Below are 16,230 nucleotides of genomic sequence, written 5' to 3'. Positions count from 1 at the left end.
TAGATCACGCTGCGTTGCCGATCGGCTGACTTGCGTGGAAGCCCAGAGTGTGCACGGAGACGAAGTGCGGGTCGACCCCGAGGAACGCGGGGGTGAAGGGCTCCCCGTTCACCCGGGCGGGGGCGATACCGAAGCGGCCTTGCTGTTCGGCGGTCGGGTGCACGATCTCGGCGGGGCCGGTGAACTGCACGGACCACAGCTCGCCCCCGTCCCCCGAGGGCGCGGTGTTGAAGTTGTCCGCCCCGTACGCCACGACCGTGCCGTCGCAGGCGTCGTGGTAGCCGAGGCCGCCGTGCATCCGCAGGACGACACGGCCGTCGACCACGATGTGGCGGGCCACCGCCAGTATCGGGAGGGCCCGCATGCTCGTCGCCAGCCGGCCGTAGGGGACACGGCCGAGCAGTTCGAGCGCGTGGAGTTGCTCAGAGGGCATGCCGTCCACTCTCCGTCACCGGAGAGTCCGTGGAAAGAGGCTGCGGCCCCAGGTGGTGCGGGACCAAAGTCCCGAAGATCACTCGCCCGGGAGCGCGACCGCCCCGCCCGCGTCCGCCCGTCGTGCGCGCCGCTCAGCGCTTCTCCGCCTGCAGCCTGGCGACGTACGCGGCGGCCTGCGAGCGCCGTTCCATGCCCAGCTTGGAGAGCAGACTGGAGACATAATTCTTGATCGTCTTCTCGGCGAGATGCAGCCGCTCGCCGATCACCCGGTTCGTCAGCCCCTCGCCGATCAGATCGAGGATCTTGCGCTCCTGATCGGTGAGGCGCGCGAGCTTGTCGTCGCCGCGGCCCTTCTTGCCGTCGCGCAGCCGCTCCAGCACCCGGGCGGTCGCGACCGGGTCCAGCAGGGACTTCCCGGCCGCCACGTCCCGTACCGCGTTCAGCAGTTCGTTGCCGCGGATCGCCTTCAGCACATATCCCGAGGCGCCCGCCATGATCGCGTCGAAGAGCGCCTCGTCATCGGCGTACGAGGTCAGCATCAGGCATGTGATGCTGTCGTCCTGGGAACGGATCTCCCGGCAGACCTCCACCCCGCTCCCGTCCGGCAGCCGTACGTCGAGCACCGCCACGTCGGGCCGGGTCGCGGGAATGCGGACCAGCGCGTCGGCCGCCGTGCCGGCCTCGCCGACGACTTCGATGTCGGGCTCGACCGAGAGCAATTCATGGACCCCGCGCCGGACGACTTCGTGATCGTCCAGCAGAAAAACAGTGATTTTTCCTTGTTCGCGCACAAAACGCAGTGTCACACACTCGCCTCTTCCCTGCCGCCGAACGGCGGGATAACGTGCCGTTGTTCCGGCGGCCTGCGAGGCTGTTCCCAGTGCTGTGACCAGCGAGAGTTCCCGACTTTTTCGATTTACTTGGAAATCCAAGCAAAATCGCAGGTCAGATAGGGTTTCGCAGTTAAGCGGCGTACTGGGTAACGTGCTTTTGGCAGGGCGCTCGCCGGGGCACCTGTCACGCCTGTTTCCGGACCGAGCGGCACCCACCCCGTGCACGGGTACGGACACAGGCGAGCCGCACTGGCTTCCCGGCAGACCCCGGGGGCCGGACCGACGGAGGAGCACGCACGTGACCGTGGAGAGCACTGCCGCGAGCAAAACGCGACGCAGCAGTAAGCGGACCAGCGCCGTTAAGACAGCCGCTGAGACGTCCGCCAAGACGCCGGCCAGGACGTCCGCGAAGACGCCCGCCAGGACGCCACAGAGTTCCGAGCCCGAGCTCGTACAGCTGCTGACGCCCGAGGGCGAGCGCGTGGAGCACCCGGACTACCGGATCGACCTGACCGCCGAGGAGCTGCGCGGTCTGTACCGGGACATGGTCCTGACCCGCCGCTTCGATGCCGAGGCCACCGCCCTGCAGCGCCAGGGCGAGCTGGGTCTGTGGGCCTCGCTGCTCGGCCAGGAGGCCGCCCAGATCGGCTCCGGCCGGGCCCTGCGTGACGACGACTACGTCTTCCCGACGTACCGCGAACACGGCGTCGCCTGGTGCCGGGGGGTCGATCCGACCAATCTGCTCGGCATGTTCCGCGGTGTGAACCATGGTGGATGGGACCCCAACAGCAACAACTTCCACCTGTACACGATCGTCATCGGCTCGCAGACCCTGCACGCCACCGGCTACGCCATGGGCGTCGCCAAGGACGGCGCGGACTCGGCCGTGATCGCGTACTTCGGCGACGGTGCCTCCAGCCAGGGAGACGTCGCCGAGTCCTTCACCTTCTCCGCGGTCTACAACGCCCCGGTCGTCTTCTTCTGCCAGAACAACCAGTGGGCGATCTCCGAGCCGACCGAGAAGCAGACCCGCGTCCCGCTCTACCAGCGCGCGCAGGGCTTCGGCTTCCCCGGTGTCCGGGTCGACGGCAACGATGTGCTCGCCTGCCTGGCCGTCACCAGGTCGGCGCTGGAGCGGGCCCGCCGGGGGGAAGGGCCCACGCTCGTCGAGGCCTTCACCTACCGCATGGGCGCGCACACCACCTCCGACGACCCCACGAAGTACCGGGCGGACGAGGAGCGCGCAGCCTGGGAGGCCAAGGACCCGATCCTGCGGCTGCGTACGTACCTGGAGAAGCAGGGCGCCGCCGACGAGGCGTTCTTCACCGCGCTGGAGGAGGAGAGCGAAGCCCTCGGCAAGCGGGTGCGTGAGGCGGTGCGGGCGATGCCCGATCCGGAACGGATGGCGATCTTCGACCACGTCTACGCCGACGGGAACCCGCTCGTCGACGAGGAGCGCGCCCAGTTCGCCGCGTACCAGGCATCGTTCGCGGACTCCGCCGAGGAAGGCAAGTAGCCATGGCCATGGAAAAGATGTCCATCGCGAAGGCGCTCAACGAGTCGCTGCGCAAGGCCCTCGACACCGACCCCAAGGTCCTCGTCATGGGCGAGGACGTCGGCAAGCTGGGCGGGGTCTTCCGGATCACCGACGGACTTCAGAAGGACTTCGGCGAGGACCGGGTGATCGACACCCCGCTCGCCGAGTCCGGCATCGTCGGCACCGCGATCGGCCTGGCCCTGCGCGGCTACCGGCCCGTCGTGGAGATCCAGTTCGACGGCTTCGTCTTCCCCGCTTACGACCAGATCGTCACGCAGCTCGCCAAGATGCACGCGCGGGCGCTCGGCAAGATCAAGCTGCCGGTCGTCGTGCGGATTCCGTACGGCGGCGGCATCGGTGCCGTCGAGCACCACAGCGAGTCCCCTGAAGCCCTGTTCGCGCACGTCGCGGGCCTGAAGGTGGTCTCGCCCTCGAACGCGAGCGACGCCTACTGGATGATGCAGCAGGCCGTCCAGAGCGACGACCCGGTCATCTTCTTCGAGCCGAAGCGCCGCTACTGGGACAAGGGAGAGGTCGAGACCGACTCCATTCCCGGCCCGCTGCACCGGGCCACGGTGGCGCGTACCGGCTCCGACCTCACGCTCGTCGCCTACGGCCCGATGGTGAAGGTCTGTCTGGAAGCGGCCGCGGCCGCCCAGGAGGAGGGCAAGTCGATCGAGGTGCTGGACCTGCGGTCCATGTCCCCGATCGACTTCGACACCATCCAGACCTCGGTCGAGAAGACCGGACGGCTCGTGGTGGTCCACGAGGCACCGGTGTTCTACGGCTCCGGGGCCGAGATCGCCGCCCGGATCACCGAGCGCTGCTTCTACCACCTGGAAGCACCGGTGCTGAGGGTCGGCGGCTACCACGCCCCGTACCCGCCGGCGCGGCTGGAGGACGAGTACCTGCCGGGTCTCGACCGTGTGCTCGACGCCGTCGACCGCGCGCTGGCGTACTGAGGACTGGGGCGTGACAACGATGACCGACACTTCCAACGCTGCTCGCTTCCGTGAGTTCAAGATGCCCGACGTGGGCGAGGGACTGACCGAGGCCGAGATCCTCAAGTGGTACGTCCAGGCCGGCGACACCGTCACCGACGGCCAGGTCGTGTGCGAGGTCGAGACGGCCAAGGCGGCCGTGGAGCTGCCGATTCCGTTCGACGGGGTGGTGCATGAGCTGCGCTTCCCCGAGGGCACGACCGTGGACGTCGGCCAGGTGATCATCGCGGTGGACGTGGCACCGGGCAGCGGTGACGCCGCTCCGGCGCCGGTCGCCGAGGCCGAACCGGAGCCCGAGGCTCCCAAGGGCCGTCAGCCCGTTCTGGTGGGGTACGGCGTCGCCGAGAGCTCGACCAAGCGGCGTGCCCGCAAGGGCGCCACGACGGCGGTGCCCGCTGCCGCTGCGGCGATCCAGAGCGAGATGAACGGCCACGGCGCCGTGGTCCCGGAGAGCCGGCCGCTGGCGAAGCCGCCGGTGCGCAAGCTGGCCAAGGACCTGGGCATCGACCTGGCGACGGTCGTGCCGACCGGTGAAGGCGGCATCATCACCCGCGCGGACGTGCACGCGGCGGCCACGACCGTGCCGGCCCAGGCCGAGGTCCCGGTCGAGGTGGAGGCCACCGTGTCCTCGGCCCCCGAGGTGCCGGCCCCCGTCGTCGCGGGCGTGCGGGAGACCCGTGTCCCGGTCAAGGGCGTACGGAAGGCCATCGCCCAGGCGATGGTCGACAGCGCCTTCACCGCGCCGCACGTCACGGAGTTCGTGACCGTCGATGTGACGCGCACGATGAAGCTGGTGGCGGAGCTCAAGGAAGACAAGGACATGGCGGGGGTCCGGGTCAACCCGCTCCTGATCATCGCCAAGGCCCTCCTGGTCGCGATCAGGCGCAATCCGGACGTCAACTCCGCCTGGGACGAGGCGAACCAGGAGATCGTGCAGAAGCACTACGTGAACCTGGGCATCGCCGCCGCCACCCCGCGCGGTCTGATCGTGCCGAACATCAAGGACGCGCACGACAAGACCCTGCCGGAACTCGCCGCGGCACTGGGCGAGCTGGTCTCCACGGCCCGCGAGGGCAAGACGTCCCCGGCCGCGATGGCGGGCGGCACGGTGACCATCACCAACGTCGGTGTCTTCGGCGTCGACACGGGTACGCCGATCCTGAACCCGGGCGAGTCGGCGATCCTCGCGGTCGGCGCGATCAAGCTCCAGCCGTGGGTGCACAAGGGCAAGGTGAAGCCCCGTCAGGTCACCACGCTGGCGCTGTCGTTCGACCATCGTCTGGTCGACGGCGAGCTCGGCTCCAAGGTACTGGCGGATGTCGCCGCGATCCTGGAACAGCCGAAGCGGCTGATCACCTGGGCGTAGCTGTACGAGATGGGCCCGCGCGAAGTTCGCGCGGGCCCATCGGCATGTCCGGCCCCTGCCGCAGGGCGAGTTCGGCGAACACGGTCTTGCCGACGGTGCGCGGCTCGACGCCCCAGCGGTCCGCCAGCCGCGCGATGATCAGGAGCCCCGCCCATAGCACTCCTCGGCCGTCGCCTCGCGCGGGACCGGCAGGTCTTCGCCGCGCGGGTCGCTGACCGAGATACGGAGCGCGGTCGCGGTGAGCGTGAGGTGGACGCGGAAGAGCCGCCCCCGGATGGCGCCGTGCAGTAACGCGTTGGTCGCCAACTCGCTGACCATCAATGCCGCGTCGCCGGACAGGCCCGGATGCCGTTCCGGTGCGGGATCCGGATATCGCAGCGCTCTGCACTTTCTACGGAGTCAGCGAGCCGAGGATCCTCGGCCACTTGCTGGAGCCGGCGAAGACCGATCGCGAGAGACGCAAGATCAAAGGGTGGTGGAACGAGACCCCAACTCTTGCGACGCAGGTGGAGTACATCGCGATGGAGGACGCTGCGGTCAAGGTTCGGCAGTGGCAGATGGCTCTCATCCCCGGCTTGTTCCAGACCGCTGAATACACGCGGGCCATGGGTGTGGCTGACATGTCATGGGACGACATCGACAGAATTGAGGACGTCGTCGCGGGCAGAGCGAAGCGCCAGGCCAGGCTGTACGGCGACACACCCCTGCGTATCCATGCCGTCGTCTGGGAAGCTGCGTTCCGTCAACTGATGGGCGGACCCGCGGTGATGGCACGCCGGCTTGAGCACCTGTGACTGCGTTCCGCTTCTACAAGTCCAGCTACAGCGCGACGTCGAGCGAGTGTGTCGAGGTTGCCCGCAACGTCTCCTCCACGGTGGCCGTCCGCGACTCCAAGCGGCCCGACGGCCCCGTCCTCGTCCTCGCTCCCGCCGCCTGGGACGCCTTCCGGGCCGGGCTGGTCCGGCCGTAGGACCGACCTGCGATCAGTGATCGCTTCACTGGCTGGTCAGCCTTGTCGTCCGTGGAGTGCCGTTGCGAGGGTGTCCAGACGCTCAGACGATCTCGGACTCATTCGTCCAGCGCTGCGACTCCACCGCCCTCCCCGGTACCAGCAGGGCGAGGGTACTGCGTGCTTCGCGCCGTAGTACGCGGCGACGGGCGAAGGTCGCGGTGAGGGCGAGGACGGAGACCGTGCCTCCGTAGAGCACGGCGGCAATCGTGGAGAGGAGCCCGACGTACACCGGGCACGCACCTTTCTTCCCCCGCTCGGCCCGCCCGGCGCGTGGCCGGAGGCGGGCGTTGATGCGTTGCCTCTCCATCGTACGGAAACCGTCAACTCCCTTTTCGAGGTGCCGTCAGCGTCTGGAAGGGCGCTGAGAATCGCGGGCTCAAAAAAGGGGAACTGGCCTTCGGAGGCCCGCTGTTAGGGTGGCCGGATGGCATCGGTCAAGAAGATCCAGGTCACTTTCGACTGCGCGGACCCCGAGCGTGTCGCTCGTTTCTGGTGCGAGGTGCTCGGGTACGTCGCACCGCCCCCGCCGGAGGGCTTCGAAACCTGGGACGACTACAACGCGTCGCTGCCGCCCGAGGAGCGGGGGGCATGGTTCTCGTGCTCCGATCCCACGGGGGAGGGCCCACGCATGTACTTCCAGCGCGTTCCCGAGGGCAAGGTCGCCAAGAACAGGGTGCACCTCGACGTGCGGGCCGGCACCGGTCTCGTGGGTGCGGAACGGCTGGCCGTGCTTGAGGCCGAACGCGATCGGCTGGTGGCGCTCGGCGCGGTGTGCACGAACGTGCTGTATGCCGACGAGGACAACGAGTCGTGCATCAACATGCAGGACGTCGAGGGCAACGAGTTCTGTCTCGACTGAGGTGCTCACGGGCGGAGACAGTGGGTGGGGGGCCACGGTGTTCCCGCCCGTTCCGACGCGGCGGCCCGGAACGCCTCCGTCAGGAGGGCGCCCGGGTATGTGCCGAACACCGAGTACTTCCAGCAGCGGTACTCCGAACAGTAGCTCACCGCACGCTGTTCCGTACGGGCGAAGAATGCGGCGTTGCGCACGATGAAGTCTCCCGTGGAGTCCGCGCTCCACGGAGCCCGGCTCGCCGTGATGGATCCGGTACGAAATGACGACGGTCTCTCCCGACATCTCGACACGGGACGGGGCCAGCGGGTGAATCTCCCCGTGCGGCATGACTGCCGGAACACCGCGAACGTCACTCGTGAGCTCGGACGGAAGGGCCCGCGGCCGGGAAGGGGCGGGGGCCGGCGGCTCCGAGGGTCTCTCCACGGTGCGAGAGCAGACGGGGCGTTTCTCCCGGCCCGGGGCAGAGGGGCGGTGTGGACGCGAGAGGGCCCCGCCGACGCGGGGCCCTCCAGGTGCTGTGGTGATCGGGCTTCGCCGCGATCGGGCGTGGGCTACTTCTTGAAGGAGTAGTCCATGATCTTCTTCATGTCCGCGGTGCGGGTGGTCGCGCTCGTGGAGGAGAGCACCGTGCCGATGACCGTCTTGCCGTTGCGGGTCGCGGCGAAGACCAGGCAGTACTTGGCCGTCGGGCCGGAACCGGTCTTCACACCGATCGCCCCGCTGTAGCTGCTGAGCATGGTGTTGGTGTTGGACCACGACATGTAGCGGTAACCGCCGGACTTCGTGGTGACCTTCTGCTTGGTCGACTTGGTCTTCACGACCGTGCGGAACGTGGAGTTCTTCATCGCGCTGCTGGCGATCTTCGTCAGGTCGCGCGGCGTCGAGTAGTTCGAGCCGTTCCCTATGCCGTCGAACGAGTCGAAGTGGGTGTTCTTCAGGCCGAGGGACTTCGCGGAGGCGTTCATCTTGCCGATGAACGACTTCACGCGGGCCGCACGGGTGGTGCCGGAGCCGTACTTGTCGGCCAGTGCGTACGCGGCGTCGCAGCCGGACGGCAGCATCAGGCCGTACAGCAGCTGACGGACCGTGACCTTGTCGCCCACGATCAGGTGGGCCGAGGAGGCGCCCTTGGAGACGATGTAGTCGCTGTACGCCTTCTGGATCGTGACCTTGGAGTCCAGGTTCAGATTCTTCTGCTCCAGGACGACCTTGGCGGTCATGATCTTGGTGGTGGAACCGGTGGAGCGACGGGTGTCCGCGGCCTTGGTGAACAGGGTCTTCGCGGTGCCGTTGTTCATCACGAAACCGCCCTTGGCGGTGATCGTGGGGGTGGGCGGCGTGGCAGCCTGCGCCGTGGAGGCGAACACGCTGCCCGCGATGACGGCACCCGCGGTGAGAGCCACGGTGGCAGTGGCGGAAACGCGGTTTATGCCCTTAATGCCGATTTTCAACTTGAACGCTCCAAATGCCCCTGGAATGCGGCCACATGAGGGTGCCGCTCGGTGGTGAGACTCATGAGACGGGTGGAAGGATGTGCTGATTCCTGGGGCAATTTCGGGGAAGTGCGGCGCGGATCTTCTTCCGCGGTGGGGCGCGGGTCTGTCCGGAGCAGGCAAGGACCTGTCCGGATCCCGGACGGGTGCCACCATGTACGCATCTTGTATCTATGCTGTGTGCATGCCTGCCGCGCCCCCAGTTGTGAAGCCCCCCGTGAAGTCCGCCGTGAAGTCCGCCGCGAAGCCGACGAAGTCGACCGTCAAGCAGCCCCCCGCCGCCGAGCGCGTCTACACCCACATCAAGGAAGCGGTTCTGGACCGTCGCTACGAGGGCGGCACGCTCCTCACCGAAGGTGATCTCGCGGAGGCCGTCGGTGTCTCCCGTACGCCCGTGCGGGAGGCGCTGCTGCGGCTGGAGGTCGAGGGGCTGATCAAGCTGTATCCGAAGAAGGGTGCTCTCGTGCTCGCCGTCTCCGCGCAGGAGATCGCGGACGTGGTGGAGACCCGGCTGCTGGTCGAGGAGTTCGCGGCCCGCAAGGCCGTGCCCGCCTCCGCGCAGTTGATCGGACGGCTCGAAGAACTCCTGGAGGAGCAGCGCCAGTTGGCTCAGGCCGGGGATCTGGCCGCGGTGTCCGTGAAGGACCGCTGCTTCCACGCCGAGATCGTGCGCAACGCGGGCAACGACATTCTCTCGCGCCTCTACGACCAGCTGCGCGACCGGCAGTTGCGGATGGGCGTCGCCGTGATGGAGGCGCATCCGGGAAGGATCGCCGCGAACATCACCGAGCACGGCGAGCTGCTGGAGGCCATCCGGTCCGGTGACGCCGATGGTGCCGCGCAGGTCGTGCGGCGTCATGTCAGCCGGGTCAAGGTGCTGGTCAGGGGTGAGGACCGGTGAGTTCTGCCGCCGCTCCCACCCTCTCCCTGCCCGGTGATCCACCCGGTGGCCGGCGTGCCGTGTGGGTGTGGGGCATCGGTGTCGCCGTCTACTTCGTCGCGATCATCTTCCGTACCAGCCTGGGCGTGGCCGGACTCGACGCCGCTGACCGGTTCCACGTCAATGCCTCGGCGCTCTCCACCTTCTCCATCCTTCAGCTGCTCGTCTACGCGGGCATGCAGATACCCGTCGGCCTGATGGTCGACCGGCTCGGCACCAAGAAGGTCCTCACCCTCGGGGCCGTGCTGTTCACACTCGGGCAGCTCGGCTTCGCGCTCTCCCCCTCGTACGGCATGGCGCTGGCGTCCAGGGCGCTGCTCGGCTGCGGTGACGCGATGACGTTCATCAGCGTGCTGAGGCTCGGCGCGCGCTGGTTCCCGGCCCGGCGCGGTCCGCTGATCGGTCAGGTCGCCGCGCTCTTCGGGATGGCGGGCAACCTCGTCTCGACGCTCTTCATCGCGCGGGCCCTGCACGGATTCGGCTGGACCACCACGTTCGCCGGCAGCTCCGTCGCCGGGGTTCTCGTTCTCGTCCTGCTTCTGCTGTTCCTGAAGGATCACCCCGAGGGCCACGAGCCGCCACCCGTCGAGCACGCGGGCGCCGCCTATGTGCGCAAGCAGATCGCCGCCTCCTGGCGGGAGCCCGGCACCCGGCTCGGCATGTGGGTGCACTTCACCACGCAGTTCCCGGCCATGGTCTTCCTGCTGCTGTGGGGTCTGCCGTTCCTGGTGGAGGCGCAGGGGCTGAGCCGGTCGGCGGCCGGTGAGCTGCTCACCCTGGTGGTGCTCTCCAACATGGCGTTCGGGCTGGTCTACGGGCAGATCATCGCCCGCCACCACGCGGCCCGCGCCCCGCTGGCCCTCGGGACGGTCACGGTGACGGCCCTGCTCTGGGCGTCGACCATCTTCTACCCGGGCGACCACGCGCCGATGTGGCTGCTGATCGTCCTGTGCGTGGTGCTCGGCGCGTGCGGTCCCGCCTCGATGATCGGCTTCGACTTCGCACGGCCCGCCAACCCGCCGGAGCGCCAGGGCACCGCGTCGGGCATCGTCAACATGGGCGGTTTCGTCGCCTCGATGACCACACTGTTCGCCGTCGGTGTGCTGCTGGACGCGACCGGCGACAACTACCGGATCGCGTTCGCCTCGGTCTTCGTGCTGGAGACGCTCGGCGTCGTACAGATCCTGCGACTGCACTCCCGGGCCACGCACCGCGAGCGGGACCACCATGTGATCAGCCGCGTGGAAGCCGTGCACGTACCCGCGTGACGCCGCTGTCGCGCCGGATCGGCGGCGCGCCCGTCTTCGCACGACGGGCGCCGCCGACCCGCGGTGGCACGGCGCCGGGGCGCTACGGCCTCAGGGCCTCAGGGCCTCGCAGCGTCACGGCGTCACGGCGAAGTTCTGCAGGATCGCCGCCGCCAGTTCCTGGTCGCCCTCGATCTTGACCCGGTCCGCGACCGCGCCGACGCGCACCCGCCCGCAGGCGAGGCGGAAGTACGTCTCCCAGTCCATCGCGAGCGTCACCGCGGGACCCAGCGACGGCGAGCCGTCCACCGAACCGCGTCCCTCCGCGTCGACCCTGACCGTGCGCAGGAACTCCATCGGCCCGTGCACATCGAGCACGACCGCCGAGTTGTTCGGCGCGCCCGCGTCCTTGGCGACCACCTTCGGCAGCGCGGCGAGCAGGGTGTCCCGGACGACGGAGGCGCCGGGAGAGTCCAGATTGCCGGGCTGCCTCAGCGTCGTCCGCAGATCCTGCTCATGCACCCAGACGTCGAAGGCCCGCATCCGCAGCGCGAGTTCGAGGGTCTGCTCGGCGCCCAGCGGCGCCCGGACCATGGTCTCGGGGTCACGCGTCTCGTTGCGCAGCTGACGCGCGCGGCGAATGATCGTGTACTCCAGCTCGGAGGTCATCTCCGGCGCGGTGTGGTGACGCCGCACATCGACCTGCATCTCCATGTAGCGAGCGAAGTCGCTCTGCACATGGAAGAGGTCGCGCGGCAGCGTGTGGATCGGACGCGGATCGCCGAGCTGCTCGGACTCCATGCCGATGATGTGCGAGACGATGTCGCGCACCGACCAGTTGGGGCACGGTGTACGGGCGTTCCACTCTCCCTCGGCGAGCGGCTTCACCAGCTCGGCTATCGACTCGATGGAGTGGGTCCAGGCATCGGCGTAGGTCTGGAGGCTGGGATGGACGGTCACGGGACCCCTCGTGCGGTTCTGCGGTGCATGGGCTGGAGTGCTGGGCGCGGGCGGCGGGCTGCGTGGGAGGTTCAGTCGCTCAGAGCGTCCGGTGACCGGGGGGTGGCGTCACGGGGCTGGGCACGCACATCTGCGGCTTGTCGTCGGTCACCAACGCTCCGCGTTGGCTCCCTCCTCCGCCTCGCAGCTGCACGCACCCAGCCCCGCTCCTTCGTCCACCCCCCAGTCGCCGGACGCTCTAAGTTACGCTGCGAGCAGGCACCCCGGCAGTGCTTTCGTGTGACGATCGTAGGCCTGTGTTGACGGCTCGAATGCCAGGACGGTGGTAGTGTGCGCGCCTCCCTCATCCAGATCGCAGTAGACCCGGACGAATCCGTCAATTCCCGCAGGGAGCGTGCGGCTTCGCTGATCGCGGCCCAGCGCGGTGCGGATCTGGTGATTCTTCCCGAGCTCTGGCCCGTCGGCGCCTTCGCCTACACGGCCTTCGAGGACGAGGCCGAACCCTTCCAGGGGCCCACCCACGACATCATGGCGAAGGCCGCTGCCGATGCCGGGGTCTGGCTGCACGCGGGCTCCTTCGTCGAGCGCGCCGCCGACGGCACTCTCTACAACACCGCGCTCGTCTTCACGCCCGAGGGCGAGCGAGCCGCCGCGTACCGCAAGATCCATCGCTTCGGCTTCGACCAGGGCGAGGCGGTCATGATGGGCGCCGGCGAGGAACTGGTCACGGTCGCTCTGCCGGAGACCACGCTGGGCCTTGCCACCTGTTACGACCTGCGCTTCCCGGAGATGTTCCGTGGTCTGGTCGACGCGGGTGCAGAGACGCTGATCGTCGCGGCGGGCTGGCCCGAGCGCCGCCGCTCCCACTGGACACTGCTGGCCCAGGCCCGTGCCGTCGAGAACCAGTCGTACGTGCTGGCCGTCGCCACCGCGGGCACCCACGCCGGAATCCAGCAGGCCGGACACAGCATCGTCGTCGACCCATGGGGCGAGGTGCTCGCCGAGGCGGGCGCGGACGAGGAGGTGCTGAGCGTGGAGTTCGACCCGTCGAAGGTCGCCGCCACGCGTGAGCAGTTCCCGGCGCTCAAGGACCGGCGGCTGGGGCTGGCCCCGCCCGAGACGGTCAAGTAGTCCCGTTTCACGTGAAACCGGGCCCGGCCGCCGTCGGAGGGCCCGCCCCCCGGCGATTTTGCCCACGGCCCGCGGGCCGTGGGCGGGTTCCGACCTCCATGGGCGGGCCCTCGGCTGCCTGACGGGCTCGGTCTCCGTGCCCGTCAGTCGTTGTCGCGCTCCTTGTCGGCGAGCACGATGACGCACACGGATACGGCGATCAGCAGCGCCATGTCGGCGTCCTCCCGTACGACGTCGATGCCGTACGTGTCCCGGACGGTCAGCCACCGTCGCGAGATCTGGGCCAGCAGTTCCCCGTCGTAGTCGATGGCGAACTCGCGGTCCAGGATCTTGCCGCTGACATCGAGTTCGGTGCCGTCCACCAGCGTGACCCGGTAGTGGTTGCGCAGCAGCGACAGCCGTTTGCGCTTGACCTTGGCGAGCTCCTCGCCCTCGCGCTCGATGAGCATCGTGTCGCGCAGACTGAGCAGCTTCTGCCGGATCTCGACCAGGATCCGGCCCTGCGCGTCCTTCAGCTCGAAGGTGTCACGCACCCGCAGGGCCTTGCCGTCGACGAGGAAGACCTTGCGGCCGTCCGTGTCCTCGATCCAGTAGTCGTCACCGATGGCGAAGAGCCGTTCGCGTACCAGGAATCTCATGGCTCACAGGTTCCCCCAGGACGCCCCGGAATGCGTGGACCCTCAGGAATGCGCGCGGGCCACGGTGATGTTGACTGTTCACATGGCAACACGTGCGCGCGTCAGGGCCCCCGAGCTGATCGGCAAGGGCGGCTGGCTCAACACAGGCGACCAGCAGTACACCCTCGCTGACCTGCGAGGACGCATTGTGATCCTGGATTTTTGGACCTTCTGCTGTGTGAACTGTCTGCATGTCCTCGATGAGCTGCGCGAGCTGGAGGAGAAGCACCGCGACACCGTCGTGATCATCGGTGTGCACTCGCCGAAGTTCGTGCACGAGGCCGAGCACCAGGCAGTCGTCGACGCCGTCGAGCGGTACGAGGTCCACCATCCGGTCCTCGACGACCCGGAGCTGGGGACCTGGAAGCAGTACGCCGTACGGGCCTGGCCCACGCTCGTCGTCGTCGATCCCGAGGGCTATGTCGTCGCCCAGCACGCGGGTGAGGGACATGCGCACGCCATCGAGAAGCTGGTCGAGGAGCTGGAGGCGGAGCACGGGGCGAAGGGCACACTGCGCCGCGGTGACGGCCCCTATGTCGCGCCCGAGCCGGTCGCCACGCATCTGCGCTTCCCCGGCAAGGCCCTGCTTCTGCCCGACGGCGGTTTCCTGGTCTCCGACACCACCCGGCACCGCCTGGTCGAGATCGAAAGCGACGGTGAAACGGTCCGCCGCCATGTCGGAACGGGCGACCGGGGATTCGCCGACGGCGGGCCCGACGAGGCCCGGTTCTCCGAGCCCCAGGGACTCGCCGTGCTGCCCGACGGCCGGATCGCGGTCGCCGACACGGTCAATCACGCCGTCCGCGCCCTCGACCTCACCACCGGGATCACGACGACCCTCGCCGGCACCGGCCGCCAGTGGTGGCAGGGTTCGCCGACGGCCGGCCCGGCCCGCGAGGTCGACCTCTCCTCCCCCTGGGACGTCGCCTGGTTCGCGGACCGGCTGTGGATCGCCATGGCGGGCGTGCACCAGCTGTGGACGTACGACCCCGGGACGGGGACCGTGCGCGTCGCGGCGGGCACGACCAACGAGGGCCTGGTCGACGGGCCTGCCGACGAAGCCTGGTTCGCCCAGCCGTCGGGGCTCGCCGTGTCGGCCGACGGGGAGCGGCTGTGGGTCGCCGACTCGGAGACGTCCGCCCTGCGGTACGTCGAACGCGACGGCACCGGCTTCGCCGTCCGTACGGCCGTGGGCACCGGCCTCTTCGACTTCGGACACCGCGACGGCCGAGCGGATCAGGCACTGTTCCAGCACCCGCTGGGCGTGACCGCGCTGCCCGACGGGTCCGTCGCCGTCTGCGACACGTACAACCACGCGTTGCGGCGCTACGACCCCGTGAGCGGCGAGGTCACCACCCTGGCCACGGATCTGCGTGAGCCCAGCGACGCGGTGCTGGTCGACGGCGCTCTCGTCGTCGTCGAGTCCGCCCGGCACCGGCTGACCCGGCTGCGGCTCCCGGAGGAGGCCGTACGTGTCTCCGGCCAGGCGCATCACACGCAGCGCGCAGCCACCGAGATCGCTCCGGGAACGCTCCGGCTCGATGTGGTCTTCCAGGCCCCCGCCGGGCAGAAGCTGGACACCCGGTACGGTCCTTCGACCCGGCTGCTGGTCTCGGCGACCCCGCCCGAGCTGCTCGCGCAGGGTTCCGGTCCCGGTACCGATCTCTTCCGCGACCTGGTCCTGGCCGACGGCGTCACCGAGGGGGTCCTGCACGTGTCCGCCATGGCGGCGTCCTGCGACGACGACCCCGCGAACGAGTACCCGGCCTGCCATGTCCACCAACAGGACTGGGGCGTCCCCGTCCGCGTGAGTGCGGAGGGAACGCCCCGGCTGCCGCTGGTGCTGGCAGGGATGGACGAGCGGGCCTGACGGTGCGCGGAGCCCCGGATACGGAGGGCGTCGTGCGCCGGGGGCGGTGTGTGCGGCGGGGTGGGGCCGCGTCCCGCGGGGCCTCGTCGTACGGCCCGGCTCAGCGGGTCAGGAGGTGCCCGCCTGCTTCATGGAGGTCACCGCTTCGGCGACCGTGCTCCGGTACAGGCCGAGCTTCGGGTCGCGCACCTTCACATCGGGGCCGAGCTCGAAGTTCTGCGTCTCCGCGTTGGGCATGTGGTCGTCGTCGGCGAGCACGTTCATCTCGTTGATCCAGGTCAGACCGTTCGCACCGCTCGGGTTGAGGTCGATCACCGCGAGGGCGGCCGTCTTGGGCCTGACCGGGTACGCGGGTGCGCCGCCCAGGCCGCCGGGAACGATCGGCCTGATGTCGGAGCTGTGGTCCGAGGCCTTCGCGGCGCCCAGGCTGACCCGCGGGAAGTAGCTCAGGCCGCAGGAGTTCGCGCCGACGTTGTTGACCTCGATCACCTGCTGGGTGGCCGAGCCCTCGCGGGGGTACACGCGCACCGACAGGTCCCCGCTCTTGCACGGGTGCGTGTAGGCGTAGCTGTCGCTGGTGTTGCCGCCCGTCTTGGCGCTGCCGTTGGACGCGCCGGTCTTCGAGGTGCCCGTCTTCGTGGCTCCGGTGTTCTGCCCGGCACCGCCGGTCTTCGAGGTGCCCGTGATCGTGGCGTCGGCGGCGGGCTGGGTGGCGTCCGTCGAAGCGGCAGCCGCTGCGGCGTCGCTCGCCGGCCCGGCGGACTTCGTACCGGAGCCGTCTCCGCCACAGGCCGTGAGGGCCAGGGCCAGGACGGCGGTGGTCGCGGCGGCGAGGACGGTGGTGCGGTGGCGGAGCGTACTCATGGAAATTC

General features: G+C 69.1%; 19 protein-coding genes. 10 read left to right on the top strand and 9 right to left on the bottom strand.

The genetic code is table 11. The annotated features are described in order from the left end of the window. Positions 1-4: 4 nt before the first annotated feature. Together ACF1B9_RS08970 and ACF1B9_RS08965 are read right to left on the bottom strand one after the other, a co-directional pair. Positions 5-433, bottom strand: coding sequence for a pyridoxamine 5'-phosphate oxidase family protein (locus ACF1B9_RS08970; protein WP_391741369.1), 429 nt, complete (start codon positions 431-433; stop codon positions 5-7). A gap of 133 nt (positions 434-566) precedes the next feature. Then, positions 567-1,226 (bottom strand): response regulator, encoded by a 660-nt coding sequence (locus tag ACF1B9_RS08965; RefSeq protein ID WP_391741524.1) that lies wholly within the window; start codon positions 1,224-1,226, stop codon positions 567-569. 340 nt (positions 1,227-1,566) lie between these two features. Here ACF1B9_RS08965 and pdhA point away from each other — a divergent pair, with 340 nt between their 5' ends. Genes pdhA through ACF1B9_RS08950 form a run of 3 tightly spaced genes read left to right on the top strand, consistent with a single transcriptional unit; the run spans position 1,567 to position 5,172 of the window. Beyond that, positions 1,567-2,784 carry a pyruvate dehydrogenase (acetyl-transferring) E1 component subunit alpha gene (gene pdhA / locus ACF1B9_RS08960; protein WP_391741370.1) on the top strand — a complete coding sequence of 406 codons (1,218 nt, stop codon included), beginning with the start codon at positions 1,567-1,569 and terminating at the stop codon, positions 2,782-2,784. A 2-nt stretch (positions 2,785-2,786) separates the two neighbouring features. Then, positions 2,787-3,767 (top strand): alpha-ketoacid dehydrogenase subunit beta, encoded by a 981-nt coding sequence (locus ACF1B9_RS08955; protein WP_351071911.1) that lies wholly within the window; start codon positions 2,787-2,789, stop codon positions 3,765-3,767. A gap of 10 nt (positions 3,768-3,777) precedes the next feature. Beyond that, the gene (locus ACF1B9_RS08950; protein WP_391741371.1) at positions 3,778-5,172 is read left to right on the top strand and encodes a dihydrolipoamide acetyltransferase family protein; all 1,395 of its coding nucleotides are present in this window, start codon (positions 3,778-3,780) and stop codon (positions 5,170-5,172) included. A 138-nt stretch (positions 5,173-5,310) separates the two neighbouring features. Here the strand turns inward: ACF1B9_RS08950 and ACF1B9_RS08945 are convergent, their stop codons facing one another. After that, positions 5,311-5,490: a hypothetical protein gene (locus tag ACF1B9_RS08945; protein WP_391795898.1), complete on the bottom strand. Its 180-nt coding sequence runs from the start codon at positions 5,488-5,490 to the stop codon at positions 5,311-5,313. Between the two features lie 107 nt (positions 5,491-5,597). Here ACF1B9_RS08945 and ACF1B9_RS08940 point away from each other — a divergent pair, with 107 nt between their 5' ends. Next, entirely contained in the window at positions 5,598-5,966 is a 369-nt protein-coding gene (locus ACF1B9_RS08940) for a DUF5753 domain-containing protein (RefSeq protein WP_391741374.1), read from the top strand. Next, positions 5,963-6,142 (top strand): DUF397 domain-containing protein, encoded by a 180-nt coding sequence (locus ACF1B9_RS08935; protein ID WP_391741375.1) that lies wholly within the window; start codon positions 5,963-5,965, stop codon positions 6,140-6,142. Before ACF1B9_RS08940 ends, ACF1B9_RS08935 begins: the two co-directional genes overlap by 4 nt. Before the next feature lie 82 nt (positions 6,143-6,224). On the opposite strand, the gene ACF1B9_RS08930 is transcribed toward ACF1B9_RS08935, so the two are convergent. Then, a complete protein-coding gene (locus tag ACF1B9_RS08930; protein ID WP_391741376.1) occupies positions 6,225-6,413 on the bottom strand; it encodes a hypothetical protein in 189 nt (62 codons plus the stop codon). Between the two features lie 195 nt (positions 6,414-6,608). On the opposite strand from ACF1B9_RS08930, the gene ACF1B9_RS08925 reads away from it, so the two are divergent. Beyond that, complete coding sequence (locus ACF1B9_RS08925) at positions 6,609-7,043, top strand: VOC family protein (RefSeq protein WP_391741377.1); 435 nt, start codon at positions 6,609-6,611, stop codon at positions 7,041-7,043. 5 nt (positions 7,044-7,048) lie between these two features. On the opposite strand, the gene ACF1B9_RS08920 is transcribed toward ACF1B9_RS08925, so the two are convergent. Next, positions 7,049-7,234, bottom strand: coding sequence for a hypothetical protein (locus ACF1B9_RS08920; RefSeq protein WP_391741378.1), 186 nt, complete (start codon positions 7,232-7,234; stop codon positions 7,049-7,051). 357 nt (positions 7,235-7,591) lie between these two features. Further along, positions 7,592-8,491: a serine hydrolase gene (locus ACF1B9_RS08915; protein ID WP_351071906.1), complete on the bottom strand. Its 900-nt coding sequence runs from the start codon at positions 8,489-8,491 to the stop codon at positions 7,592-7,594. Positions 8,492-8,711: 220 nt separating this feature from the next. On the opposite strand from ACF1B9_RS08915, the gene ACF1B9_RS08910 reads away from it, so the two are divergent. Together ACF1B9_RS08910 and ACF1B9_RS08905 are read left to right on the top strand one after the other, a co-directional pair. Next, entirely contained in the window at positions 8,712-9,434 is a 723-nt protein-coding gene (locus ACF1B9_RS08910) for a GntR family transcriptional regulator (protein WP_391741379.1), read from the top strand. Further along, positions 9,431-10,741, top strand: a complete 1,311-nt coding sequence (locus ACF1B9_RS08905) for a nitrate/nitrite transporter (RefSeq protein WP_391741380.1) — start codon at positions 9,431-9,433, stop codon at positions 10,739-10,741. Before ACF1B9_RS08910 ends, ACF1B9_RS08905 begins: the two co-directional genes overlap by 4 nt. Before the next feature lie 114 nt (positions 10,742-10,855). Here the strand turns inward: ACF1B9_RS08905 and ACF1B9_RS08900 are convergent, their stop codons facing one another. Continuing rightward, entirely contained in the window at positions 10,856-11,680 is an 825-nt protein-coding gene (locus ACF1B9_RS08900) for a maleylpyruvate isomerase family mycothiol-dependent enzyme (protein WP_391741381.1), read from the bottom strand. Positions 11,681-12,010: 330 nt separating this feature from the next. Here ACF1B9_RS08900 and ACF1B9_RS08895 point away from each other — a divergent pair, with 330 nt between their 5' ends. After that, a complete protein-coding gene (locus ACF1B9_RS08895; protein ID WP_391741382.1) occupies positions 12,011-12,811 on the top strand; it encodes a carbon-nitrogen family hydrolase in 801 nt (266 codons plus the stop codon). Positions 12,812-12,954: 143 nt separating this feature from the next. Here ACF1B9_RS08895 and ACF1B9_RS08890 read toward each other — a convergent pair whose 3' ends face one another. Next, positions 12,955-13,449, bottom strand: a complete 495-nt coding sequence (locus ACF1B9_RS08890) for an LURP-one-related/scramblase family protein (protein ID WP_391741383.1) — start codon at positions 13,447-13,449, stop codon at positions 12,955-12,957. Between the two features lie 82 nt (positions 13,450-13,531). On the opposite strand from ACF1B9_RS08890, the gene ACF1B9_RS08885 reads away from it, so the two are divergent. Continuing rightward, a complete protein-coding gene (locus ACF1B9_RS08885; protein ID WP_391741384.1) occupies positions 13,532-15,358 on the top strand; it encodes an NHL domain-containing thioredoxin family protein in 1,827 nt (608 codons plus the stop codon). Positions 15,359-15,466: 108 nt separating this feature from the next. Here ACF1B9_RS08885 and ACF1B9_RS08880 read toward each other — a convergent pair whose 3' ends face one another. Beyond that, positions 15,467-16,222: a hypothetical protein gene (locus ACF1B9_RS08880; protein WP_391741386.1), complete on the bottom strand. Its 756-nt coding sequence runs from the start codon at positions 16,220-16,222 to the stop codon at positions 15,467-15,469. Positions 16,223-16,230 lie beyond the last annotated feature (8 nt).

It is taken from the genome of Streptomyces sp. NPDC014727, from assembly GCF_043083485.1.
Classification (GTDB): Bacteria; Actinomycetota; Actinomycetes; order Streptomycetales; family Streptomycetaceae; genus Streptomyces.
This window is presented reverse-complemented; position numbering and strand designations above follow the sequence as displayed.

What these genes read in the sequence shown, in the direction of transcription:
- ACF1B9_RS08880 (WP_391741386.1), bottom strand. Translation starts at nt 16,222, where the DNA reads ATGAGTACGCTCCGCCACCGCACCACCGTCCTCGCCGCCGCGACCACC.
- ACF1B9_RS08970 (WP_391741369.1), bottom strand. Translation starts at nt 433, where the DNA reads ATGCCCTCTGAGCAACTCCACGCGCTCGAACTGCTCGGCCGTGTCCCC.
- ACF1B9_RS08885 (WP_391741384.1), top strand. Translation starts at nt 13,532, where the DNA reads ATGGCAACACGTGCGCGCGTCAGGGCCCCCGAGCTGATCGGCAAGGGC.
- ACF1B9_RS08925 (WP_391741377.1), top strand. Translation starts at nt 6,609, where the DNA reads ATGGCATCGGTCAAGAAGATCCAGGTCACTTTCGACTGCGCGGACCCC.
- ACF1B9_RS08955 (WP_351071911.1), top strand. Translation starts at nt 2,787, where the DNA reads ATGGCCATGGAAAAGATGTCCATCGCGAAGGCGCTCAACGAGTCGCTG.
- ACF1B9_RS08890 (WP_391741383.1), bottom strand. Translation starts at nt 13,449, where the DNA reads ATGAGATTCCTGGTACGCGAACGGCTCTTCGCCATCGGTGACGACTAC.
- ACF1B9_RS08945 (WP_391795898.1), bottom strand. Translation starts at nt 5,490, where the DNA reads ATGGTCAGCGAGTTGGCGACCAACGCGTTACTGCACGGCGCCATCCGG.